The 24,462-nt window shown below is 32.4% G+C and carries 18 protein-coding genes, 1 tRNA gene and 5 pseudogenes; 10 read left to right on the forward strand and 14 right to left on the reverse strand.

Annotation, left to right across the window (positions count from 1 at the left end; genetic code table 11):
• The first annotated feature begins 28 nt into the window (after nt 1-28).
• From AD998_06440 to AD998_06455, 4 genes are all read left to right on the forward strand, one after another.
• A complete protein-coding gene (locus AD998_06440; GenBank protein ID KOY85833.1) occupies nt 29-220 on the forward strand; it encodes a cytochrome C oxidase Cbb3 in 192 nt (63 codons plus the stop codon).
• 17 nt (nt 221-237) lie between these two features.
• The gene (locus tag AD998_06445; protein KOY85834.1) at nt 238-2,421 is read left to right on the forward strand and encodes a cytochrome C oxidase Cbb3; all 2,184 of its coding nucleotides are present in this window, start codon (nt 238-240) and stop codon (nt 2,419-2,421) included.
• 94 nt (nt 2,422-2,515) lie between these two features.
• Complete coding sequence (locus AD998_06450) at nt 2,516-2,698, forward strand: hypothetical protein (GenBank protein ID KOY88089.1); 183 nt, start codon at nt 2,516-2,518, stop codon at nt 2,696-2,698.
• Between the two features lie 20 nt (nt 2,699-2,718).
• Nucleotides 2,719-3,555 carry a hypothetical protein gene (locus AD998_06455; protein ID KOY88090.1) on the forward strand — a complete coding sequence of 279 codons (837 nt, stop codon included), beginning with the start codon at nt 2,719-2,721 and terminating at the stop codon, nt 3,553-3,555.
• 23 nt (nt 3,556-3,578) lie between these two features.
• On the opposite strand, the gene AD998_06460 is transcribed toward AD998_06455, so the two are convergent.
• A complete protein-coding gene (locus AD998_06460) occupies nt 3,579-4,421 on the reverse strand; it encodes a hypothetical protein (protein ID KOY85835.1) in 843 nt (280 codons plus the stop codon).
• Between the two features lie 196 nt (nt 4,422-4,617).
• Between AD998_06460 and AD998_06465 the strand changes: the two genes are divergently transcribed.
• Nucleotides 4,618-5,520, forward strand: coding sequence for a hypothetical protein (locus AD998_06465; GenBank protein ID KOY85836.1), 903 nt, complete (start codon nt 4,618-4,620; stop codon nt 5,518-5,520).
• A gap of 2 nt (nt 5,521-5,522) precedes the next feature.
• Here the strand turns inward: AD998_06465 and AD998_06470 are convergent, their stop codons facing one another.
• Together AD998_06470 and AD998_06475 are read right to left on the reverse strand one after the other, a co-directional pair.
• Nucleotides 5,523-6,404: a hypothetical protein gene (locus AD998_06470; protein ID KOY85837.1), complete on the reverse strand. Its 882-nt coding sequence runs from the start codon at nt 6,402-6,404 to the stop codon at nt 5,523-5,525.
• A 127-nt stretch (nt 6,405-6,531) separates the two neighbouring features.
• Nucleotides 6,532-7,155 carry a hypothetical protein gene (locus AD998_06475; protein KOY85838.1) on the reverse strand — a complete coding sequence of 208 codons (624 nt, stop codon included), beginning with the start codon at nt 7,153-7,155 and terminating at the stop codon, nt 6,532-6,534.
• A gap of 121 nt (nt 7,156-7,276) precedes the next feature.
• Between AD998_06475 and AD998_06480 the strand changes: the two genes are divergently transcribed.
• A tRNA-Leu gene (locus AD998_06480) sits at nt 7,277-7,361 on the forward strand.
• A 217-nt stretch (nt 7,362-7,578) separates the two neighbouring features.
• Here the strand turns inward: AD998_06480 and AD998_06485 are convergent.
• From AD998_06485 to AD998_06525, 9 genes and pseudogenes are all read right to left on the reverse strand, one after another.
• A pseudogene (locus AD998_06485) lies at nt 7,579-8,284 on the reverse strand (hypothetical protein).
• Between the two features lie 258 nt (nt 8,285-8,542).
• Nucleotides 8,543-9,097, reverse strand: a pseudogene (locus tag AD998_06490) (short-chain dehydrogenase).
• Nucleotides 9,094-9,747 carry a hypothetical protein gene (locus AD998_06495; GenBank protein ID KOY85839.1) on the reverse strand — a complete coding sequence of 218 codons (654 nt, stop codon included), beginning with the start codon at nt 9,745-9,747 and terminating at the stop codon, nt 9,094-9,096. Before AD998_06495 ends, AD998_06490 begins: the two are co-directional and overlap by 4 nt.
• A gap of 280 nt (nt 9,748-10,027) precedes the next feature.
• Nucleotides 10,028-10,840 carry a short-chain dehydrogenase gene (locus AD998_06500; protein ID KOY85840.1) on the reverse strand — a complete coding sequence of 271 codons (813 nt, stop codon included), beginning with the start codon at nt 10,838-10,840 and terminating at the stop codon, nt 10,028-10,030.
• A gap of 11 nt (nt 10,841-10,851) precedes the next feature.
• Nucleotides 10,852-11,331 (reverse strand): annotated as a pseudogene (locus AD998_06505) (hypothetical protein).
• 78 nt (nt 11,332-11,409) lie between these two features.
• Nucleotides 11,410-11,979 (reverse strand): annotated as a pseudogene (locus AD998_06510) (hypothetical protein).
• A gap of 66 nt (nt 11,980-12,045) precedes the next feature.
• Complete coding sequence (locus AD998_06515; protein KOY85841.1) at nt 12,046-12,627, reverse strand: cyclic nucleotide-binding protein; 582 nt, start codon at nt 12,625-12,627, stop codon at nt 12,046-12,048.
• Nucleotides 12,628-12,888: 261 nt separating this feature from the next.
• Nucleotides 12,889-13,425, reverse strand: coding sequence for a hypothetical protein (locus AD998_06520; GenBank protein KOY85842.1), 537 nt, complete (start codon nt 13,423-13,425; stop codon nt 12,889-12,891).
• A gap of 122 nt (nt 13,426-13,547) precedes the next feature.
• Nucleotides 13,548-14,060, reverse strand: coding sequence for a hypothetical protein (locus AD998_06525; GenBank protein ID KOY85843.1), 513 nt, complete (start codon nt 14,058-14,060; stop codon nt 13,548-13,550).
• 310 nt (nt 14,061-14,370) lie between these two features.
• Between AD998_06525 and AD998_06530 the strand changes: the two genes are divergently transcribed.
• From AD998_06530 to AD998_06545, 4 genes and pseudogenes are all read left to right on the forward strand, one after another.
• Nucleotides 14,371-16,590 carry a hypothetical protein gene (locus AD998_06530; protein ID KOY85844.1) on the forward strand — a complete coding sequence of 740 codons (2,220 nt, stop codon included), beginning with the start codon at nt 14,371-14,373 and terminating at the stop codon, nt 16,588-16,590.
• 262 nt (nt 16,591-16,852) lie between these two features.
• Nucleotides 16,853-17,266, forward strand: a complete 414-nt coding sequence (locus AD998_06535; protein ID KOY85845.1) for a hypothetical protein — start codon at nt 16,853-16,855, stop codon at nt 17,264-17,266.
• A gap of 44 nt (nt 17,267-17,310) precedes the next feature.
• Nucleotides 17,311-18,147: pseudogene (locus AD998_06540) on the forward strand (penicillin binding protein transpeptidase domain-containing protein).
• A 969-nt stretch (nt 18,148-19,116) separates the two neighbouring features.
• Nucleotides 19,117-19,563, forward strand: a complete 447-nt coding sequence (locus AD998_06545) for a thioesterase (GenBank protein KOY85846.1) — start codon at nt 19,117-19,119, stop codon at nt 19,561-19,563.
• Between the two features lie 296 nt (nt 19,564-19,859).
• Here AD998_06545 and AD998_06550 read toward each other — a convergent pair whose 3' ends face one another.
• Together AD998_06550 and AD998_06555 are read right to left on the reverse strand one after the other, a co-directional pair.
• Nucleotides 19,860-23,141: a peptidase S41 gene (locus AD998_06550; protein KOY85847.1), complete on the reverse strand. Its 3,282-nt coding sequence runs from the start codon at nt 23,139-23,141 to the stop codon at nt 19,860-19,862.
• Between the two features lie 83 nt (nt 23,142-23,224).
• A complete protein-coding gene (locus tag AD998_06555; GenBank protein KOY88091.1) occupies nt 23,225-24,226 on the reverse strand; it encodes a homoserine O-acetyltransferase in 1,002 nt (333 codons plus the stop codon).
• Nucleotides 24,227-24,462: the final 236 nt, after the last annotated feature.

A 24,462-nucleotide genomic window follows, 5' to 3' on the forward strand; every position in this document is an offset into this window, starting at 1 on the left:
TTTTATATCCACCTAAAAATAGAAAAATATGGTTGTGATTTATGTTTTACTCGGAATAAGTGTACTGATGGCAAGTATTTTCTTGCTTGTGTTCTTATGGAATTTACGCAGTGGGCAATACGAAGACGATTATACGCCTGCTATCCGAATGTTATTTGATGATACAGTGCCTGCACAAAGCATCAAGACTCCTCAACAAGACAATCAAACTAATCAATAATTTTAATTGTATAACTTATGTCTATTCAAACTATTCAAAACTCACACCAGACTTCTCATGGCGTAGTCGAGAAATTCAGTTATGATAATGCAATCGTAAGGAATTTTGGGATTGCTTCCATTGTATTTGGTTTAGTTGGTATGTTGGTCGGGATTTTGATAGCCTTCCAACTGGTTTTTCCTGAGTTAAATCTCGGATTACCCTATACTACATTTGGGCGTATTCGTCCATTGCATACCAATGCCGTTATTTTTGCATTTGTAGGTAATGCTATTTTTATGGCAATTTATCATTCTATGCAACGATTGCTCAAAACAAGAATGTTTAGTGATGTACTAAGCAAAATTCACTTTTGGGGATGGCAATTAATTATTCTTTCGGCAGCTATTACACTACCTTTGGGAATTACAAGTTCCAAAGAATATGCAGAATTGGAGTGGCCTATTGATATAGCCATTACCCTGATTTGGGTTGTATTTGGTATCAATATGTTCGGAACGCTTCTTAAACGCAGAGAAAAGCATGTCTATGCAGCTATCTGGTTTTATATTGCTACATGGGTAACCATTGCAATCCTACACATTGTAAACTCCTTTGAGATACCTGTAACACTCACCAAAAGTTATTCTGTATATGCTGGTGTACAAGATGCTTTGGTACAATGGTGGTATGGACACAATGCAGTAGCATTTTTCTTGACAACGCCATTCTTAGGAATGATGTATTATTACTTGCCCAAAATGGCAAATAGACCTGTTTATTCTTACAAACTTTCTATTCTGCATTTTTGGACGTTGATATTCATTTATATCTGGGCTGGTCCTCACCACTTGTTATATTCTTCTACTCCTAACTGGGTACAATCTTTGGGTGTAGTATTTTCAATCATGCTGATTGCTCCTTCTTGGGGTGGTGGTATCAATGCCTTGCTTACACTTCGTGGAGCATGGGATAAAGTGAGAGATGATGGGGTTTTAAAAATGATGATTGTAGCCATTACAGCATATATGATGGCAACATTTGAAGGTCCTATGCTTTCACTCAAAAATGTAAATGCTATTGCTCACTTTACTGACTGGATTGTAGCTCACGTACACGTAGGAGCTTTAGGCTGGAATGGTATGATGACTTTTGCAGTTTTATACTACATCTTCCCTAAAATTTGGAATACGGAGCTATATTCTAAAAAGATGGTCAATACACACTTTTGGTTAGGTACACTAGGCATTGTGTTTTATGCTGTGCCTATGTATGTATCTGGTTTTGTACAAGGTCTGATGTGGAAAGAATTTACTGAGGAAGGCATTTTACGTTATGGCAATTTCTTAGATACTGTTACCAAGATTATTCCTATGTATGCAATGCGTGGAGTAGGAGGGCTTTTATACTATGCTGGTGTAATAGTGATGGTGTATAACCTTTGGAAAACTGCTTTGAAAGGAAAATTTATGGCAAATGAGAATGCAGAAGCAGTTTCTTTCCGCTCTCAACCCATTGGTGAACTTCATGGATGGCATAAAGTATTTGAAACAAAACCTTTATTGATGCTTGTGGGGTCTTTGATAGTGGTTTCTATTGGTGGTTTGGTACAGATGATACCTACTTTTGTAATAAAAGAAAATATCCCCACCATTGCCAGCGTGAAGCCCTATACACCTCTTGAGCTTGAAGGTAGAGATTTATACATCAGAGAAGGTTGTAATGCTTGCCATACACAATTAATACGCCCATTCCGTTCGGAAGTAGAAAGATACGACCCCAATGGTGGACAATACTCCAAATCTGGTGAGTATGTATATGATTTCCCATTCTTGTGGGGTTCTAAACGTACGGGACCTGATTTGATGAGAATAGGTAAAAAATATCCTGATTCATGGCACTATGATCACATGTTGAATCCTCAAATTATTTCAACAGGCTCAATTATGCCTCCATATCCTTGGTTGGCAAAAAATGACTTAGATGCTTCTCATATTGAAGATAAACTCAAAGTGATGAAAATATTAGGCGTTCCATATTCTGATGAAGACGTTAAGAATGCTAAAAAAAGCATGGATGAGCAAGCAACTGCTATTGTTGAATCTTTGAAAAAAGATAAAGTGAAAACTGATAAAAATAAAGAAATCATAGCCTTGATTGCATATCTGCAAAGGATGGGAACTGATATTAAAGCAGAAAAACCTCAAACAGCACAAAAATAATAGAAACAGGAAACAAGAAGAAATATATAAAATTAGAGCCTTATATCCTGTTTCTTGTTCCCTGAATCCAAATATTTACTATCAAAATCATACTATTATGAGACAATTTTTAAATGGAGTAGAAGGAGTTGATACTTACTTGATAATCTCCTTACTGATATTTTTTACATTCTTTGTGGGTATGCTTATATGGCTTGTAAGGGCTAACAAAACTTACATTCAGGAGGCAAAAAATATACCTTTTAACGATGAACCTCTAAATCAGCAAAATTTATGAAAAAAAAATTAGCAAGCCTGATGCTACTCATAGGAATGAGTACATCACTATCTGCTCAGAATACCACGCCCAAAACAGGAGAAGAAGAAATGATACAGTGGATTCTATTGGGATTGCTTGGTTTATCAGTAGCTATTGTTATATTATTGATTGTTGTGGCTGTACAATTGATAAGTATATTACAAAAAGAAACAAGCAAGTCTCTTGGAGAAAAATATACCATTTGGGAAAGATTGGTTGGCTTTCAGCCTAAATCGCATGAACAAAAATTGCTATTGGACGAAGATTTTGATGGTATTAAAGAATTAGATAATGCTATTCCTGCTTGGTTTAACTGGTTTTTTGGACTTACTGTTGTTTTTGCTCTCTTATATTTTCCTGCTTATCACATCTGGAATATTGCTGATGTTCAGGAGACTGAATACGATAAAGAAGTAAAAGTGGCTGAAATCAAGAAGGAAGAATACTTGAAAAAAATAGCTAACAGCATTGATGAAAAAAATGTAAAAATTGTTAAAGATGCTAAAGAATTGCAAAAAGGGCAAGAATTGTACAAAGCAAATTGTATGGTTTGTCATGGAGAGAAAGGAGAAGGGAAAATTGGACCAAACCTTACAGATGAATATTGGTTGTATGGTAGTTCGGCAAATGAAGTATTCAAAACAATTAAGTATGGAACAAATAAAGGAATGCAGGCTTGGCAAAAACAGCTAAACCCTTTACAGATACAACAAGTAGTAAGTTTTATCCATACCATGAAAGGTACAAACCCTCCAGGTGCTAAAGAGCCTCAAGGAAAGAAAGAATCAGGAGAAAATGTTCCAAAAAATGAAGAAAAAGCAGTTTCTATGAAATAAAAAAAGCCCCAGATGGGGCTTTTTTATAAAGATTCTACCTCTATCCATTTTTTTGTTTCAGTATTGTTGTAATTGTAAGAGTTATCAATCACGTTTTTATAAAAAAACTTTCCATTCTGTTTTTTTATGGCTATCCAACTTCTCAGACTTGGGAAATTAAGTTTAGTAAGTCTTCGTAATTGATTGATATACACACATCTTACTTCTAAAAGAATAGCTCCGTCTTTCATGTTATCAATCACTCTTTTGAAAAGTTTGGCGGCAATTTCATCATCTTTGATGGGTGAGTACATATACAAAAAATCAGCTTTTTGATAAAAAGTACTATCAATCTCCAAAGCATCTCCTTTTACAATTTCAATTTCTTTATTAAAACCTTTTAAATTGTCTTTGCTTTCTTCAAACGATTCTTGACTATACTCCAAACCGTAAGCTTTATCAAAACCAATACAAAGTGAAGTAAAAAGCTTTTCTCCATTTCCCGAACCAATATCCATGAATACTTTTTGATTGGGTTCTCTAATAAGCATCACAGTTTCTACAAAACGCCCTAAATTATACCTGATAGCAGCCCAAAACTCTTTTTTTGCAGGAGTTTTATTGTAATTTTTATTAGAATATACAGCAGCAGCAAATTTAGTTTTGAGGGCAGCATCTTCACTTTTTCTACAAAACTCTACAACCTCGTTTTCAGAAATTTTGAGTTTTTCAAGCTCAGTGTGTAATTTACTATCATCAAAAAAGATATTGGCTTGCTTGAAAAAACTTGATTTGTCTTGTGCTGGATTGTTGGCAATAGGTTTGGATGTTTCGCAAGCTGTAAGAGCTATAAGCAAACAACCATATACATAATTTCTGATATTCATAAAGTGTATTGATGTTAAGTTTTTCAAAAATAAAAAAAAAGATTTGAGAAAGGAGAATATTGAGTGTATTTAATTTATCAGTTATATTTGAATTTATTAAGAGTCTCAAATGATTAGATAATTTTATAGAAAAAATAAAATAGAGCAAAGGAAACAGTTCATATATTCAGAAAATTTATACTTAAATAGTAAAACGTTGAGTAATTTTATTTTAATAATCATCAGTTTGGGTATGGGTGTTTTTCTGAAAAAATACCATCAAAAATTAAAACTACCTGTCCATACCCATCAGAGTATCAATGGTTTTGTATTGTATGTATCATTACCTGCAATGGCATTGTATTATGTTCCGCAAATTCGATTTTCGTGGGAAATAGCTTTACCCTTTGCTACAGGAATACTGATTTTAGGGTTTTCAATCCTGTTTTTTTATGCACTTAAAAACATTATAGGCTATAACCAAAATACTTTGGGTGCATTGGTACTGAGTTGTGGATTTGGCAATGTGTCGTTTATGGGCTATCCATTGGTAGAAGCTTTTTATGGAAAAGAGGGAATCCAAACGGCTGTTCTGATAGATCAAGGCACATTTTTAGTGCTTTCTACATTGGGTGTATTTTTGGCTGTTTATTTTTCTGATAAGAAGGCAAGCACCATGTATATGTTTAAAAAACTTCTATATTTTCCTTCTTTTGGGGCTTTTTTGATTGGAATTCTGATGGCCACCTTAGAACTCAATTTTCCTGAAAGCTTGCAAATCGTATTTAAAAGGCTTGCCGATACGCTCACGCCACTTGCTTTGTTTTCAGTGGGTTGGCAGATTAATTGGAAAGGAGAAGAAATTCCTTGGAGATATTGGGTTGTGGGTTTGAGTTATAAACTGTTTTTAGCTCCCTTGTTTTTTTATATTTTGCTCCAAAAAGCAACTCTTTTGCCTGACAAAGTCATGGTTTTGGAGGCAGCTATGGCACCCATGATAACCTCATCACTCATGGCTTCCGAACATGACTTAAACCCACGCCTGACAAGCTTTTTGGTGGCTGTGGGTATTCCTCTTTCCCTTCTAACTGTTAGTTTTTGGTATTGGCTGATGAATTAAAATTACCTCCAACGCTGGTTTTTATATTTTCTGCCATTATCTCGATTATCACCAAATTTCCTTGCAATGCCTAATTGGGTAAACAAACCACTATAAGTAAACAAATCTTTATTGCTGAGTATTCCATTCATGGTGAAATTGAGTCTTGGATCGTTTATTTCAGGATAGTAAGGTGCTTGATTAATATTTTCTTGTGTAATTTTGAATTCACTTTTCTTGGTTAAGATAAATAAATAGCCTACATCAGCTCTGAGAAGCCACTTGTCATTGACAGGTGTAGAGAGACTCAAACGAGGCCTTAGTCCAACAGCTCTATTCTTGAGCTTAAAATTTAAATCAGCTTTACGTTCAAATATAGCATCTACCATAGCAATGCTGGGTACATTTTCAGGAAATGTGTAAGAGCCAATTTTAATATTATTGGTGAGCCATACTAAATCTAAAACAGGGCGTATGGTAAGTAATCTTTCATTTTCGTAATAAGTAAGTTCAAAGTTCCAGCCTGCACCTACTTCAAAACTCCTAAGGAGAGGTTTTGTGAAAATCAGGTCAATACGAATCTCACCAAGTAACCCTTTTGTAAAACCAGTTTCAAAAGCTAAAGTTGCATTGAAAGCAGTAGTTTGTCCACCAGCTGATTTACTTGCTTTAATATTTTGCTGATTAGGAAATAGGCTATCTGTAAATGGATGATTATAGTTTAAAAGAAAATTGGTAGGTGTCATGGCTAGCTTCTTCATACCTAATGATGGTTGAATAGCCCAATAAGGTCTTGATGATTGATAAGAACGTTGAGGAAGCCACCTTTTTTTGGGTAATTGTGCATACGAAATACTCCAAAGACTGATACTCAAAATAAAAATAAAAATTGTTTTCATAACCAATTCTATATGCTCTAAATATCAAAATTATAGATTTTTTGAATTATCGCAATGTTTTATTCATAAAAAAAGCCCTTATGTTCTAATAAGGGCTTTAGAATTATCTAAATTAAGACTTTCTTAAAAATACTTATTTCTTGGTAGAATCGGTAGTTGTTTTTGTTTCCTTACCTTGAGCATTGTATTCTTCGTTTAAACCTTTCATTACATCTGTTGTTACATCCAAACGGCTATCAGCGTACCATGCCGTTACACCTTGTTTATAGCTTAAAATCATTTTATGACCATTTTTTTCAGCATAACGCTTCATAAAATCATCAATATTTTTATTGATTTTGTCAATAGACTCTTTTTGCATATTGCCTAAATTTTGACTCAAAGAGTTTTCATATTGCATAATTCTTTGTTCTTCTTCAGCAAGGCTTTTTTTCATAGTTTCAATTTCGCCTACTGTCATGGCACGAGCATTTTGTTCTGCTTTCAATACTTTGTCACGAAAAGCTGTCTTTTGTCTTTCAATATCACTACTGAAATCGTTGCCTTTTACTTGTATATCTTTGCTTGCTTTTTTGTATAACTCATAACCTGCAATAAGGCTATCAGTGTTTACATACACCACACTTTTGTCAATATTATCGCTTGGTTTATTGGTTGTTTCCGTTTTGGTAGTTTTGTTATCTTTCGATTTATCTGAATTACAAGCTACTAATACGCTTAAACTTAAGAAGGTAAAAAGGATAGTAATTTTTTTCATGTTGATTGACTTTTGATTTCTTGCGGGGCAAAGATACCAAAATTTGAAGTAGTAGAAATATTTTCGTTTATTTTTTTGATAAAAAAATAAAAATAGCTACATTTGCACTCCTAAAATGCTTGCGGAAGTGGCGGAATTGGTATACGTGTACGTTTGAGGTGCGTATGAGGCAACTCGTGGGGGTTCGAGTCCCCCCTTTCGCACAAAACCTTTTAATTTTAAAATTAAAAGGTTTTTTTATGTTTAGGGACACTTTCGTGTCAGTAAATATAGCATATTTAAAAAATCACTCCATTGGTAAAGTAAGAGCAATTTTATATTACTATTTCTGACAATAATTTGTCAAGTTCTTTTTTTATTTGAAAAGGGCTTTCTGTAAACAAAAACTTTAGGTTTAGTTGAATATCATCACTGATTTCATTTTTTTGTAAACCAACTATAATCTTTGTTTTTGCTTTCAAAATCAGTATTGAACTTTAGATTTTGTTTATTTACAACCCCATTTTCTACCAGAAGCTTTGTTTTTTTAGGGCAACGACAAGGATTATCAGAATTGACCAAGCCACATTTGCCTGAAACAAAGTTTAGTAATTCTGTCTTTGCCCTGTGTAATTTTACTCGATAATTAGCAGGAGTTATGTTAAATAACTCAGCTCCTAAATTATGATTGGCTTCAAAAACATCTCCTATAATGTAAATTAATCTTTGCTCCCGATTTAAACACATAAGCATAGCAGTAGAACACATTATACGGACTTCTTCTTATCTCTTCTTCTCCAAGAGTATTAGAGGTTGTATCTGAGAATCCAGCAAAATTTTGAGAGTTTTCAATCATTATCTTTTCCATTTTTCTCTTAGGGGTATTCAAAAAATGATTGAATGCTATTCTATAAAGCCAAGTTTTGAAACTGCTTTCACCTTTAAATGTTTTGAGATGTGTAACTACTTTAATTAGCACTTCTTGTGTTGCATCTAAGGCATCATCAGGATCAAGAAATAACCTGAGACTTATATTATAGATATAATGTTGATACTTTTTAATAAGTTGCTCTAAGGATTTTTTATCTCCTATCAATGCTTGCTCAACAAGCATTATGTCGTTTGTATTATTGTCTTTTGAAGAAAACATAGTTTTATTTTTCAAAGGATTTATTAATCAAATTCATAAAAAAAGAAATGGGTAATAGTTTTCTCAAATATAAAATGGTCATTGATTTTCTATTACCTATAGCATAACGTAATTTATTTTTATTATCAGTTGCTGCTTCAAAAACTGTATTAGCAACTTTTTCAGGTTCCAAAGCCTTGATAAAAGCATTTTGAGCCTTTTCTTGTAGTCTTTCTTGATAAGCTCTGTAATCATTTATTTGCGAATTTTTACCATAAGTGAACGAGATGCAAAATCTGTTTTTGTGGCACCAGGCTCTACTAATTTTACCTGAATACCTAATTTCATTAACTCATAATAAAGACTTTCTGAAAAACCTTCAACTGCCCATTTTGTACTATGATAGACACTAAATAAAGGGTAAGTCATTAAGCCACCAATAGAAGAGATATTAATAATAACACCTGATTTATTCTTCCTAAAATGTGGCAAAAACTCTTGAATCACATTCATTAACCCAAAAACATTTACATCATACATTTCTTGTCTTTGACTAGGTGTAGATAGTTCAAAGGCACCAAAGCCACCAAAACCTGCATTGTTTACGATAACATCAATTTTATTGGTTTGTTTTAAAACATATTGTAAACAATTTTGAATACTATCAATATTAGTAACGTCCATTTCCAAAGGAATTACATTTGAATGAGGACTGTTGAAATTCGTAGTATTTCGCATAGTTGCAAATACCTGCCAGCCTTGCTTGGCGAAATATAAGGCTGTTGCTTTACCAATCCCTGATGAAGCACCCGTTATTACAGCTGTTTGCATCATTGCTGGTTTTGAATCATGATAGGTGTATCAAAGAATTCATTTACAAAGTTTTTATTTTTAAAAAACTTCATGGCTGAAAGTTTATCTACCCAAATAGTCAGATAAAAAGTAGTTCCAGAATCTTTTTTTAGTTTCATAGATTTGATAATACCTTTTGCTGTTGAAAAATTAATTTGATTTTCTGAGGGAGTCATAACACACCAATAGTTCCCATTTTGTGATGGAAATTCAGCAAAACTTCTGATATCAAGAACTATATAAAAATCAACAATTCCTTTTTTGCCATATTTTTTTTCAGTTCTATCATACCAAGCCTGATTGAACCAAGTTTTAGCATCTTTTTCGGTTTTCCAAAGATAGATACCACCAAACTGTTTGTGATTTTCGGTAAAAGAATATAATTTCTGGTTAAGCCCTTTAATAGCTTTGTATTCAGGAATGGATTCTTCCATTTTGCCAATAATTAAACTCCGCCAAGCATACCAAGGCTTTTTAACTTTCGTAATGGTCAAAATAGTTGATGAAGTAGTATCAGTAATAACACTTTGATAAGGTTTTAATGCTTGTGTACTATTTACATGATTCCCATTACATGAAACGACACTTTGTGAAAGCATCACAACTACTATAAGAAGTCTATAAGTTGCCATTTTTTTTAAGGTTTTAAATGTGAAACAACTCTTAGACAGAAAATTTAAAATGTGTTACAAAGTTTCAATTTTTTCAAATAAATACACAATATGGTTTCTTTATAAAGGTTTTTCCTGAATGTTTAGACATGCCTCTAATTTGTTTTATTTTGCAATATGCTATTACTTTCATCCCAAAGTAAATGTGCTTTTCTAAATCATAACTATCTTTTGAGGAGAGTATAGCCCTATTTTTATCAAAATACTTACCACTTTCTCTATCCAAAAAATGTAATTAATATTATTTTCGCTGATGCTGAGTCATACCACCCATAACTTTTTCCATAATTTTTACTTTACCCCATCTTGGAACAGTTCTTAGAGAATAAACTAATAATTTTGTTAAAAAACCAGGTAAAACGGTTGTTTTACGTCCTAAAGCCTTTAAAATTGGAATACCAACTTGAGAAGGTGTCATAGACATAGACATTTTCATATTGGCTCGCTGACTAAATCCACTTTCTACAGGTCCAGGTGCAGCAGCCAAAACATCAACACCATATGGCTTTAGTTCTACAGCCAAAGCTTCTGCCAAACTTTGTACATAGGCTTTTGTAGCTGCATAATTTGCGGCAAAGGGTGTTCCTTGAAAACTAACCATTGAACTCATTAAAATAATTCCTCCCCGTTTTTGTTGTACAAATTGCTGACTGTAATAATGTGTGAGAGTTAATAATGCTTCGCAATTTACTTTCAGCATATTGATTTCTGAATGTATTGAACTATCAATAAATCTTCCTGATGTTCCATAACCTGCGGAAGCAATTAAAAGCCCAACATTTAAACCTTGTGTTGCTTGGATAATTTTGTCAATTCCATCTGCTTCTGAAACGTCAGAAGCAACAATTTTTATTTTAATATTGGTGTTTATTTTTAGTTGAGTTTCAATTTCTTGTAGTTTTTCTAAATTTCTTGAGTTGATAACAAGATTTAACCCAGCGGAAGCTAGTTGAGTAGCTAATTCAAGTCCAATTCCTGAGGAAGCACCTGTAATAATAGCCCATTCACCATATTTAGTTTTGAGCCTTGTTTTTTCGTTATTGGATAGTTTCATTTGGATAAAGGTTATTTAGTTGGAAACTTACTTGATAATTTGATGCTTTGTATTTGTTCAATATGTCTTTCTAAGTGTGCGGACATCAATAAAAGTGTTTGATACAAATCTATCTTACCTGTTAATGGATGTTTCCAGTAACGATTTCTTAAATCATCTTTTGTAGATTCAATGTAAATAAGTGTTTTGTTTCTCTGATTCTGGAAAGTAACAATAGCTTCTTGTATGTTAGCGAATTTGTTGGATGGTTTAAAAACTTCAGGACTTTTTGCTTTCCATTTCCTATTGGTCATTTTTGGTTGTATTTCATTGTCTTGTATTTTTATTTTTTTTCTCAGTTTTGGGTCAGCAGGTCGTTGCATTTCTTTTTCGAGAATTTTTGAAAATTCCAATTCAGCTAAAGTAATATGTTCTATACATTCGGCAATAGTCCACTTGTTCTCAGACAGTCTATAATTTAATTGTACTTCAGTTAGATTTTGTATTGCTTCATTAAATTTTAACATTGAGTTATTTAAAATTTCTTTCATTTTCATTTTTTCCTTTTCGGTTAGTTGAGGTGTTGTTTCCTCTGCTCTTGTTTTTATTACTTCGAGCCAGTGTTCGTGAAGATTAAGTAGTTTATTAGGTTGAAATACTTTTTGTAGGAAAGTCAAAAAACCATTTTGGGCTTCTGGTGTTATTAGCCTACAACCATTGGCCGTTGGTACAATTACCCAAGCGTGATAGGCTGTTAGATTTCCTCTGCGGACTTCCCAAGCCATTCTTTCATTAGGTACAAACTCTTTCATAATAGGCACAAGATGTAAGCCCATGGTATGCATTTTAAAAGCCAAATTATTTTTCAAAGTTGTTGCAGTAATATCTAAATATTCTACTGGGCTTTCTACGCCTTTATAAAAGGTATGCCATTTTTTTGCATCAATTAAAATATTCCAAACCGTTTCAGGTTTGGCATTGATTTCAATTTCGTTATGAACATACCATTTGGCTTTTGAAGGATTAAATTCTTCTGGCCATACCACGAGATTGGTAGAAGGGGAGAACTTCTTGGTCTTATAAGACTTTACAGCATTGTTTTGTGCAAAAACAGAGAATGTTAAAGCAAATAATGTGAGTATGAAAATGAATTTTGCCATTGCAATTAAATTTAAATTACAATGTAAATTTCAGTAAACTAGAAGATTCTAAACGATAACAAATGTTTATACTTTTGGGATTTTGGCTTTTTTTAGTCGACTTAAATGTACAGAAGTTATACCCAAATATGAAGCAATCATGTGTTGTGGTACTCTATTATGAATATCAGGAAAAATGGCTGTTATATTATCATAACGCTGTTTAGGCGTTCTTATATACATGTTTTTAATTCGGTCATCTTGATAAATAAAGTAAAATTCAGCAATTAGTCGCCCCATTTTCTGACCTTCTCTAAGGTTTTTATAACCCCATTCTATAGCAGAACGTGGTAAAATAACAGTTTCTGTTTCTTCTAATGTCTGTAAACTATAAATGGAAGGTTTTTTTTGAATGAAATTTGAATAATCAGCTATAAATTGATTTTCAAGTGCAAAATGTATACTATGTTCTACTCCGTTATGGTCAGTTATTAAAACTCTGATAAGTCCTTTATTAATAAAGAATATTTCATTTGGAATAGCATTAGGTTGACTTATTGTTTCCTGTCGTTTAAATGTTTTGGTAATAGTTTGACTAAGAAAATCATTGAGTTCATTTTCTGAAACAGTAATCATTTGTTTCATTACTTGTCTAATTTGCTGCTCCATTTATTTTAAATGAGTGTTTAATGTATTAACACAATTGTAGAATTAAAACCAATCTGCTTGGCTAATATACAAATTTTAAACAAACAAAAAAGTTGAGCTTTAATTTAGCTAGAAGCTTTTATTGAATAAATTACATGATGTTAAGCTTATTATGTTTTTCACATAAAACTGTTTATCCTATATCTATTAATCAATAAAAAACATCAAAAATGGGTATAATATTTTGTAGAATTTAATTGAAATTATAAATTTTAGATTGTTTTATTCCTCATAAGACTGGAGTTTTTTAGCTAAGAAATGTAAGACTCTATTCAAATCTTTTTTAAGATTAGGTTTAATTGGAATATAAATAGTAGGTTTTTCATGTCCTGTTGAAATTGCTCCTAATTCTGAATCTATAACCCATTCTAACTTATCAAGATTCTTCATGGATTTACTAAAAAACACAATAAGTTCTCCATTACAATTGCTATCTTTCTTATTTGCTAGGGTAATATTTTTTCTGTCTAATAGAAGGAAATTAATTCTTTCATTGTATTGCATGCACATATTATCTCCTACAATTTTAATGGCAATACTCAAAGCATTGTTATTAGCTTTTCTCATTAAACCAAACCTTATTGAAAAACCAATACTTCGGGTTTCATTTTTATCAGTAAATAAAACAGATGAGAAAACAGTATCTTTTTTACCAAAACTTTCCCACATAACTAAGGAGTCTAATAAAAAGCCATTTTTTTGACTATAAACCAAGTTTGTAGAAAGGATAAATAAAAGTGTAAGAATCAGTTTTTTCATAGAAAAATATTTTGTTGGATTGGTTAGAAGATAATTGGACATACAAAATTACAAAAAATAAAAAAACCTCTGTAAAATATTTACAGAGGTTTTGTGGCGTTTAACAACGCATATACTATCCATTATAAATCATCTTCTTCAGTATCAAGTTCGTCTTCTTGCATTTCTTCTAAACCTCCTTGATCTGTTCCATTGAGTTTTCTACCTTTTCCCCCTTTGCTTTTATTATTTTTACGTTCTTGAGCTTTTTGTTTCATTTGAGCTTTTAAAGCTTCATAATCAGTTTTTTGTTTGTTATTAAGCAAAGCAATTGTTTTTGTATCCCTTACTTGGTTTGCCTCTTTGATTCTCTCTCTATAAGCTTTGATATCTACAGCTTCACCTGTTTTGCGTTTAGTTTGTACTTCTTGACGTATGCTGGCAATTTGTAAGGCTGTTTCTTTGTTGATAGAACCTATTTGAGTACTTTGCTCACCATTTAATTTGAGCCTTTTGGTCATCATTTGAGTATATCTGGCTGCTCTTTCTTCAGGATTTTTAGGTTTTTGAGCATTTCCTCCACGTCCACCACGCTGAGCAAAAGAGCTTATAGCAATCAGCAATAAAAGTGATAGAAGAACAATATTCTTTTTCATAATAATTTTTAATTTAAGTTTGAAGGTTAGATGATTTACTATACAAAAGGTTTAAAATATAAAATAAAAAATTATATTCTAGAAAGTATGATGAGATAAAAAGATAAAGAAAGTGTATATTTGTAGTTATGTGAAAAATAACGATTCAAATAGAGCAATATCATTTTTAGAGAATAAATATTTTAATATTTAGCATTGATTATCAATGAATTATAATGATAAAATATGAAATTAAAATTGTGTGTAGTTTGAATACTTTTTTTATCTTTACAAAAATTATAATAACATTTCTAATAGAAAAATAATATCTATGATTCGTGTCAATACAACCATTTTTATCTTTATAGTTAGTTTCTTATCTATATTTTCGCCAATACATATATATGCACAAGGCGATAATTTTATGGTTCAAAAATCTGGACTAAAAGTGGCTTATAGTCTACAAAACTTACGCAATGTCAAAGACAATCTGGGTAATAGTTGTGATGAATACAAAGTTACAGTTTATTTTATTAACACAACCAATGACAATTTGGGTGTGGTGAGTTCTTTGTCTGTAGTTTCTTCTCCAAATTGCGTTAGAGCAGGAAGCACCACTCCTGAAGTTCAGAAAGAGACTTTTACACTCAATGGTGGTGATGTTACAGAAAAAACTTATACCATGTTTTTACTTACTGGTGTCACTCCAAGTAGTCAAATAAAGTTACTCATGTTGGATGTGGTAAATAACACACAAAAACAACTGAATGATCAAAAAAATAAAGAAAAACAACTTTTAGAAGAAGAACGCAAACGTCTTGAAAAAGAGAAAGAAGAAGCAAATGCAAGAATTATCAAACAGCGTGAGGACGAGCAGAAGCGTATAGAACGCCAAAAAGAAGAAGAACGTAAATTAGAATATGATAAGATGAGCCTTGAGGATAAACGCAAGGCAGAACAACAAAAATTTGAAGCAGATAAACTTAATAAAGAGTTAGAAATCCGTAAAATGGAAAGTTCAGGGTATATTTTGTTTATGGTTGATGTAAAAGCAGAGATTAAAATTGATGGTGTACTGATGAAGACTGTTGAGGCAAATGAAAGTTACAAGGCACTTGTCAATCCAGGTCAGGTATATATTGAAGTTACACCTGTGGTAGAGCCAAAACTTGCCATTAAGCAGGTTGCTATCATCAAAATTAAAGAACAAGTTGTAAAAACTTTTAAGTTTTATGCAAAAGTAAAAAAGAAAGAAGATGCCCGTAAAATTGCAGATGACCTTGAAAAGAAAATAGCAGAAAGCAAAAGACTTTCAGAAGAAGAAACAAGAAAACAAAGGGAAGCTCTTTTGGCAGATGCTAAAAACTATGCAGAAAGGTTAAAAAAAGGTCGTGATATGACCTTGACAGAAGTTTTGGGTGAAGATATTGTAGAGTTTGAAGGCAACGGAATAACCCCTTTTATGCAGGCATTGCTGGAAAATAAAACGAAAGAACTTACACTTTTACAACTACTTGGTACTGACATTCATCAAACAAATAAGGCTGGTGTGCCTCCTATCGCTATCATGACACTTGCCAATGCATTGGGTAAAGCAGATACCTCAGTAATACGTATGCTTGCACGCAAAAATGCCCCAAAGAGCTTCAAAGGCAATGTTTTTTTGGATAAAGAAAAGAAAAATGCTGTAAAAACACTTTTAGGGATAGCTGTTTTCTATAATAAAATAGATTTGGTTCGTTATTTTGTGGAAAGTATGAAAGTTGATAAAAATGAAAAAATCAATGATTTGGGACAAACAGCACTGATTTTAGCAACCATCAATAATCAGAAAGATATTGTAGATTATCTTGTAGCACAAAATGCAGATGCAAATATAAGAGATAATACGGGTAAAATTGCTTTTAACTATGCCGTCGAAAGCCTTACAACAGATGCTTCTACACCTATTATTACCACCCTTCTTGAGAAGAATTTAGATGTAAATATGCCTATTTCGCTTGCTGATAGCTCTACTACTAGTTTGCTTATGCTTGCAACAGAAAGAAATCAGAAAGTACTTGTAAAAAAATACTTGGAAAAAGGTGCAAAAACAGAAATAACCAATAAAAATGGTCAGACTGCTATTTTTTTAGCAAAAGACCCTCAAATATTAGAAATGTTACTAACTGCAAAAGCCAATATAGACCATACAGATGGAAAAGGGAATACTATTCTTGCCTATGTGGATAAACCTGAAAATGCCCGTTTATTGTTAGAAAAAGGAGCTAGTTTATACAAAGGCTATCCTTTGCATCGTGCTGTAGAAAATGGTTATTTGGAAGTTGTAAAGGTTTTTTTAGAGAAAGGAGCTTCTCCAAATTATACCAATATGAATGGAGAAAACACACTTCATATTGCTGTTCTTAAAGACCAACAAGAGATAGCTAAACTTTTGATGTCAAAAGGTGGTAGTCCAAAAGATAAGAACTTTCAAGGAAAATCAGCTTTAGACCTTGCCAAAGCTACAAAAAACAAAGAAATGCAAGTGATTTTGAAGAAAAAGAAATAAGTCAAAGCTTTTTAAATAATAATTATTGAAAAAATTAAATTTTACAGAAAGGGAAAAAGTATTTTTTCCCTTTTTTGTTCATATACAAAGAGGAATAAAGAAATACTTATAAGCTAAAAAGTATATTCTGTATTGTAGTTGATATAAAGTGACGATAAATAGCTGTTTAGAGGAAAAAATGCATTTCAATAAATTTTCTGACAAAAATGGATACTGTTTATATTTATTAAGTTAGTATTAATTGTAAAGACAAAAGATCAATATGTATAATGACAATTATGAAACATGCTCAAAAACTTATGTAACACTTCGTATTTATTGCGACCTTTTTCAACCAGATAAATTAACTGAATACCTTGGAATTTTGCCCTCAGAAACACAAATAAAAGGACAGGAGAGTAAACAGCTGACTAATAAATTAATTGAAAAGAATGGTTGGTTTTTGACAACAGAAAATATTATAAAATCTAAGGATAGTAGACGACACATTGACTATTTAGCAGACAAGTTATTACCAATAAAAAGTAAATTGAAATCGCTTATTGCAGACGGGAGCGAAGTTGACATAAGCTGTTTTTGGGAATCTGAAAGTGGACAAGGTGGACCAACATTGTCGCAACAACAATTGTCAAAACTTGCGGAACTTGGTATTGAATTGTGGTTCGACATATATTAAATAACACTAGAACAGCTCAAGGAAAAGAAATTAGATAATTAAAAATGAAAAGTATAATCTTAACACTTACAACAATACTGTTTTGTATTTCTTGTTCGCTTCAAAAGAGAAGTGAAACACATTTCAACACTAAGAATAGTAATTATAAAATTCATGGTGAATTTAAAACTTATTTCGACAAGTGTGGAGTTGCAGGTACAATTGTAATTTTTGATAAAAATAATCAAGAATGGATTTTATTAGATACAACAAGTATTAAGACTGAAAGTTTGCCTGCTTCAACTTTCAAAATTATCAATTTACTGATTGCATTAGAAACTAAAACCATAAAAGACGAAAAAGAAATTATAAAATGGGTTGGTAAAACTGACACAGTAAAATATGGTTATAGACCAGAAATTTATCACGATATGTCTGTTCATGAAGCATTTGATGTTTCTGCAGGTTGGGTATTTATTGAGTTAGCAAAAAAAATAGGCAAAGAAAAATATAAAAAATACTTATCAGCTTGTAATTATGGTAATCTTAACCTTACTGAAAAAAATGATGACTTCTGGAACATTGGTAACTTTGCCATTTCACCTATGAATCAAGTAGAATTTATCAAAAAAATATATGAAGAAAAATTGCCTTTTTCAAAGAGAAATATAGAAATAGTTAAAAGAGTAATGATAACTGAAGAAACTGATAACTACACTATAAGAGCAAAAACAGGATGGACAAGAGAGAATAACACAAATACAGGTTGGTGGGTTGGTTATTTAGAAGCTAACAACAATACTTATTTCTTTGCAACTCGTTTATTACAAGACAGGAATAAAAACAGAAACGATTTTGGAAGTTGCAGAAAAGAAATCACAAAGAAAATATTCTATGATTTGGGGTTTTTAAAAAATAATGATGAAAGTTTTAAAAAAGGCAATTATCTATTCAATTCTATTGACCATATTCCTATTGTGGTAAGCGATTTAGAAAAAGTCAAAGATATTTTTAAAAACCAATTAAATTTTACAATAAAAGAAGGAAAAACTCATGAAGGTATAAAAAACTGTTTTGTGAAATTTCAAGATGGCACTTATCTTGAATTCATTGAACCATTGGATAGTTCTCAGTCTATTGGAAAGTATTATACTAATTTCTTAAAAATAAGACAAGGTAGCACTTCATTGGGTATATCTATCAAAAATACTGACTTAGCAAAGAAGGTGCTATCAGAAAAAAATATTTCATTTTCTGCTGACAGTAATAAAATTTGGCAAACTATTGAACCTGAAAACTCGGAATGGTTCTTTATTGAATACACTAATAAAAATTGGAAAGAAAATTCAACAAATACTACTCATTTAAATACTGCCATTTCACTAAATTCAACATACATTTTAAATGATAACATTGATAAAGAAGCGAAAAAATATAAACTTCTTAGTTTTACAGAAGCTGAAAATGGTGAGTTTTTAGGAACATCCTACAAACTATTTAAAATAGGAAAGAGTAATTTGTATTTGTTAGATGGTAAAAAGTCATTCAAAATAAATCAACTACTTAATTCAAAAAAAATGCAAGGAATTTGTGGTTTCGAAATCAAAGTAAATTCACTTCAAACATTCAACAAACAAATAAAGCAAAATGACAACATAAAATATGAAAAGACCAAGACAACAATTCATTTTAAAGGTTACAACATTTTTATGATATTTACTGAATAGATAAATCTTACTAGTCAAAGAAAACCTTTCGTTAATATCGTATGGGCAATAGTAGAGTTAACGTTTTTCAAAACCAGCCCTAAAATGTTATGTGTAACATCATAAAAAAATTAATAATACTTAGACACAAAAAATAATCATGCTATGACTGACATTGACCAGCATTTTAGAAAGCTTGAAAGAATGTATTTACTTTCTGCACCTATAAATAAAGATGTTTATAGTGGTATTAAATTGAGTGTTTCAAATGAGCGAGGAGAGTTATTGCTTAAAATTGAACCGAAATTTTTTCATGCAGCTAATTCACTTCATGGCTCTGTTTACTTTAAAATGTTGGATGATGCTGCTTTTTTTGCTGTTAATTCTATAGTTGAAGATGTATTTGTTTACACAGTTTCTTTCAATATTCAGATATTGAGGCCTGCGACAGAGGGCATCATTAAATCAATTGGAGAATTGAAATTTAAATCCAACAATTTATTTATTGCTGACTCAAACCTATATGATGAAAACAATAAACTAATTGGTCGAGGGACTGGCAATTTCATGAAAAGCCGGATTGAATTGAATGAAGAAATAGGTTATAAGTAATGAATGATATAACACGTTAGTTTGGTAAAAGCAGGCAAACGGCAGTAGAAAAAGAAAAACCAGAACATCTTTATGAAAATATTCTGGACTTTTGAAAAGAGATTGATAAGGTTGATTAAAACCTGAACATTCTATTATTATGTGCTAAATCTGTAGTAGAGACAGATTGAATCACATTCCAAAATCTTACCTGCTTTCATTTGGAATAAATCGTAAAACACTTGAACATGTTTTTGAAAAAATAAAAAAGCTCAAAAAGATTTTGAGCTTTTTTGTAATATGTTATTCAAGCATTCTTATTTTAAACCATTTTCGCTTTTTCTGAGTAATTCCTGAATGGCTCTCTCCAATTGTTGGTCTTTACCTTTAAGTAATTGAGCTGGCTCATTAGGTACTTTTACATCTGGTTCTAATTGTGTGTTTTCCATATATTTTCCTTGCATATCTGTCATACCTACTTGTGGAATGCCAAATACAAGGGTCGGATCTATTTGTGTTTCCCACCAAACGGCTGTTCCTGTTCCTGGTACAGGCATTCCAACAGTTTTTCCGATTTCATACGATTTGTAAGTAACTGGAAATAGATGAGCATCAGAATAGTTACTTTCGCTCATCAGAACTACTGAAGGTTTTGACCATTTACGCATAGGCTCTACACCCATTTTTTGCTCACGTGGTACCATTTCCATATATTTTTTTCCACTTAAAAAGGTGGCTAAATCATCATGTAACCATCCACCACCATTGAAGCGAGTATCTACCACCAAGCCTTCTTTGGCAATATGTTTGCCCAAAACATCATCTACAACTGTTCTATAGCTGGGGTCGTTCATACCACGTACATGTACATAACCAATTTTACCACCAGAAATTTTCTCCACTTCTTTGGCCTGACGAGCCACCCAGCGTTTGTAGAGTAGTTCGCTTTCTTCACCTCTTGAAATAGGTTTCATGGATTCCTCAAAACGATTGTTGCTTTTGGGATCAAAAACAGAAAGTAAAATCAACTGATTTGCTTTTCTGTTGAGTAGAATACTGCAATCTTTTTCAGAAGTAATAGCTTCACCATCAATCTTTTCGATAATCATGCCTGCTTTAATCTTAGATTGAGCATTATCAAGTGGGCTACGGGAAATGATTTCAGCAATTTTAACACCATTGCTTTTATAAGAGTGGTCAGGGAAAATACCCAAAGAGGCAGTTGCATCTGTACTAGTTGTTTGTGGAGAATATCTGCATCCAGTATGTGAAGCATTTAACTCTCCCAAAAGCTCTGAAAGCATTTCAGAAAAATCGTGGTTGTTATTGATATGAGGAATAAAACGTTTGTATTCTTTGTAGTAAAAATTCCAATCTACTTTATGTAAATCTTTTACATAAAATTTCTTAACAACTTGCCTCCAAGCATGATCAAAAATGTATGATTTCTCCGCTACATAATTCAAATTCATTTCGCCTCTGATGTTGATAGGCTCTTTTTTACCACTTTCTACATCAATTTTAGCAATATTTCCATTAGAAAGAATAAAGAGGTGTTTTCCGTCCTGACTGATTTCCATATCAGTTCCTGCATTTTTAGCAAGTAGTTTTGTTTCTTTGGTACGTAAATCTGTTACCCACAAATCGTTATCTTTTTCAAAACGAGCTAAATAAAATAGTTTTTCACCATCTTTAGAAAGTACAGCATCTGAAAGGCGAGAGGAATGTATAGTAAGTTTTACTTTTCTATTTTCTAAATCTTCCAAATCAAGAACTAAAGCATTATTTTCTTTAGAAGGTGTTTCTGTTTGTTTGTTTTTCTTGTCTTTTTTACCTGTTTCTGTACTTTCAGGCTCTTTTTTGTCTTTTTTATCTTTGTCTTCTCTTTCTTTGAGCAGAGCTAATTCTTCTTTGCTTAGTTTAAATTTATCAAATGCTTGTTTATCAAAAAACATAGCATAAACATCTGTTTCACCACCCCACGAACCATGATTTTTCATGCCATCTCTATCTGAAAACCACATCATCATTTTACCTGACATTGCCCATTTTGGACTATTATCGCTATATCCACTTTGGGTTAAGTTGATAGGGTCACTTTTTCCATCAGCATGTATCAGAGCTATTTCATTCATAAAAATTTGCCCACCTTTAGGTATAAAACTTGAAAGCAAGTATTTGCTATCAGGTGACCATGTAAAATACTGATCGCCATCTGAATACGAATAATTATACTGACTTGGTAAAACAGTACGAATGGCTTTGCTTGCTAAATTATAAACTCTTAGTGTTACTCTTTCTTCTAAATAGGCTACTTCTTTACCATCAGGGGAGAAAATAGGTTGAAACTCTTCAGCATCTGTGGCAATAATGGCATCCTCTTTGAGTACTGTAGAAGCATAAAAATAAGGTTCTTCTTTGCGTGTGATGCTTGTTTGGTAGATATTCCAATTGTTATTGCGTTCACCTGCATATACAAGGCTTCTTCCATCAGGGCTGAAACTCAAACTACGTTCTTGCTCAGGAGTATTGGTAATACGTTTGGTAACACTGCCATCAACAGAACTTACAAAAACTTCTCCACGAAAAATAAAAGCGATTTCTTTGCCATTAGGAGAGGTCGTAAACTCAGTTGCTCCACCTGTAATCGATACAATTTTTTCAGTGTTCAAACGGCTATCAGTAGCAATCTGAATATTGAGTTTTTGAGGTTGAGCCCCTTCTTTTAAGGTGTAAACCTCTCCGTTCCAAGTAAAACAAAGTGTTCCATTATTAGCTTGTGAAAGAAAGCGAACAGGATGTTTTTCAAAATTCGTGACTTGTTTGGCTTGAGAATTTGGGGTAATACTTGTTTTCCAGATATTGAATATACCAGATTTTTCACTTAAAAAGAATACTTCCTGATTGCCTCCTGAGGCAAAAATAGGGTTTCTGTCTTCACCTTCAAAATTAGAAATTTTATTATAAGACTGATTTTGTGTGTCATACACCCAGATGTCCCTTGTTACTGAAGAAGTATGGTGTTTTCTCCATTTATCTTCATAACCTTTCCAGTCTTGATAAACAATTTTAGAGCCATCAGTATTGTATCTTGCACTTTCTGCATTCAAATCTAGAAGCATTTGGGCTTGTCCACCTGAAACAGCAACACTATATAGTTGTTCTGTTCTTGGGAACTGCATATTCTCGGCTTTTTGTTGCCGAGCACTTTGAAAAATGATGTTTTTATTGTCTGTACTAAAATCTGTTGGAAAATCACTTGATGAGTGAAATGTCAAGCGTTTGGCTTCTCCACCCATTGCAGGCATTACAAATACATCAAAATTGCCATATCTGTCTGATGCAAAAGCAATTTGTTTTCCATCTTTGCTCCATACAGGCATAAAATCGTGAGATTCGTGAAGGGTAAGAGGAACGGCAAGCCCTCCAGTAGCACCAACTCTGTATAAATCACCTTTATAACTGAAAACAACGGTTTGTCCATCAGGCGAAATAGCAGGATAACGCATCCAAAGAGGAGAGTCTTGAGCAAAAGCATTGAAACTTAGCCAAAAACTTGCTAAAAAAGCCCAAATTTGGGATTTGAAAAATTTAAACATATAAGCACAAAAGTTTAAGAAATAAAAATATATCTCACTAGAACGTTTTTGTGCTTGCTTTCAGTATATAAAGATTTGTTTTTTTAAGATAAATGTTTTTGAATAACCTTAGAAATGGCTTCAAATTCTAATAAAAAGCCATCATGACCATAGAAAGAGTCTATTTCGTGATAAATTGCATTGGGGATATGTTTGGCTAGAAACTTCTGTTCATCAACAGGGAATAAAATATCAGAGCTGATGCCTATAACAGTTGTTTTAGCTTTGATAGCCCCCAAAGCAATTTCAATAGTTTCTCTGTTTCTGGCTACTTGATGGCTATCCATAGCCTTTGAGAGTGTCCAATAGGCAAAAGCATTGAAACGCCTCATGAGTTTTTCACCTTGATATTGCTGATAAGAAGATGCTTTGAAGTCATCTGTTTTATCAAAATCTTCTTCTTTTTGCGTTTGGTTATACGTAAACTGATTACGATAAGAAATCAGGGCAATGGCTCTTGCTGCTTTTAGACCAAGCATCCCAGCTTGGATATGGCTGTATTTCCAAGAATAATCAGCTTCAATTGCCATTCTTTGAGCCTCGTTGAAGGCAATTCCCCAAGGCGAATGAAAGGCATTGGTAGCTAGTAAAACAAGATTCTCAAATATAGAATTTTGCATAATAGCCCATTCCATAGCAATTTGACCACCCAATGAGCCACCCAAAAGCAAATGAATTCTGGGCAAATCAAGGTGTTTACGAAGTAGCTCTAAGGAATTTGCTATATCTCTAATGGTAATAAGAGGGAAATCGTGAAAATAGGGACTTTTTGTATCTGAGTTGACAGATAAAGCATGTGTAGAACCATAACAAGAACCCAGATTATTCGCACAAACAATGAAATAACGTTCAGGGTCTAAAATATTGCCTTTGCCAAACAAACCAGACCACCAATCCGAAACGTCAGAATTGGCTGTAAGAGCATGAATAACCCAAATGACATTGCTTTTTTCGGCATTCAGTGTACCAAAAGTATGATAGGCAACTTCTAATTCGGATAATACTTGTTTATTTTCTAAAGTAAAAGGTTGTTTATAATGAAAAATAGCTGGCTCTGTCATATCAGGATTAGGAATTTTGCGTAAAAATATGTTTTTTTAGGTTCATACTTGTTGAAAAAATGAAGTTTTGGAAAAAAGTATTTAAAGGGACTATAGTATGTTTATTAATTCTACGGATAGTTTTTTTAGTTTTACTCTATGTACAAAAGCATCGTTCATGGGCTGTTTATCAAGAAAGAATTAAATTATATCAAGATAATAAAAAGTAATAAACTCATTAT

Source organism: bacterium 336/3 (assembly GCA_001281695.1).
Taxonomy (GTDB): domain Bacteria; phylum Bacteroidota; class Bacteroidia; order Cytophagales; family Thermonemataceae; genus Raineya.

What these genes read in the sequence shown, in the direction of transcription:
- AD998_06520 (KOY85842.1), bottom strand. Translation starts at nt 13,425, where the DNA reads ATGAAAAAACTGATTCTTACACTTTTATTTATCCTTTCTACAAACTTG.
- AD998_06515 (KOY85841.1), bottom strand. Translation starts at nt 12,627, where the DNA reads ATGGAGCAGCAAATTAGACAAGTAATGAAACAAATGATTACTGTTTCA.
- AD998_06530 (KOY85844.1), top strand. Translation starts at nt 14,371, where the DNA reads ATGATTCGTGTCAATACAACCATTTTTATCTTTATAGTTAGTTTCTTA.
- AD998_06475 (KOY85838.1), bottom strand. Translation starts at nt 7,155, where the DNA reads ATGAAAAAAATTACTATCCTTTTTACCTTCTTAAGTTTAAGCGTATTA.
- AD998_06495 (KOY85839.1), bottom strand. Translation starts at nt 9,747, where the DNA reads ATGGCAACTTATAGACTTCTTATAGTAGTTGTGATGCTTTCACAAAGT.
- AD998_06440 (KOY85833.1), top strand. Translation starts at nt 29, where the DNA reads ATGGTTGTGATTTATGTTTTACTCGGAATAAGTGTACTGATGGCAAGT.
- AD998_06455 (KOY88090.1), top strand. Translation starts at nt 2,719, where the DNA reads ATGCTACTCATAGGAATGAGTACATCACTATCTGCTCAGAATACCACG.
- AD998_06550 (KOY85847.1), bottom strand. Translation starts at nt 23,141, where the DNA reads ATGTTTAAATTTTTCAAATCCCAAATTTGGGCTTTTTTAGCAAGTTTT.
- AD998_06445 (KOY85834.1), top strand. Translation starts at nt 238, where the DNA reads ATGTCTATTCAAACTATTCAAAACTCACACCAGACTTCTCATGGCGTA.
- AD998_06500 (KOY85840.1), bottom strand. Translation starts at nt 10,840, where the DNA reads ATGAAACTATCCAATAACGAAAAAACAAGGCTCAAAACTAAATATGGT.
- AD998_06535 (KOY85845.1), top strand. Translation starts at nt 16,853, where the DNA reads ATGTATAATGACAATTATGAAACATGCTCAAAAACTTATGTAACACTT.
- AD998_06545 (KOY85846.1), top strand. Translation starts at nt 19,117, where the DNA reads ATGACTGACATTGACCAGCATTTTAGAAAGCTTGAAAGAATGTATTTA.
- AD998_06460 (KOY85835.1), bottom strand. Translation starts at nt 4,421, where the DNA reads ATGAATATCAGAAATTATGTATATGGTTGTTTGCTTATAGCTCTTACA.
- AD998_06525 (KOY85843.1), bottom strand. Translation starts at nt 14,060, where the DNA reads ATGAAAAAGAATATTGTTCTTCTATCACTTTTATTGCTGATTGCTATA.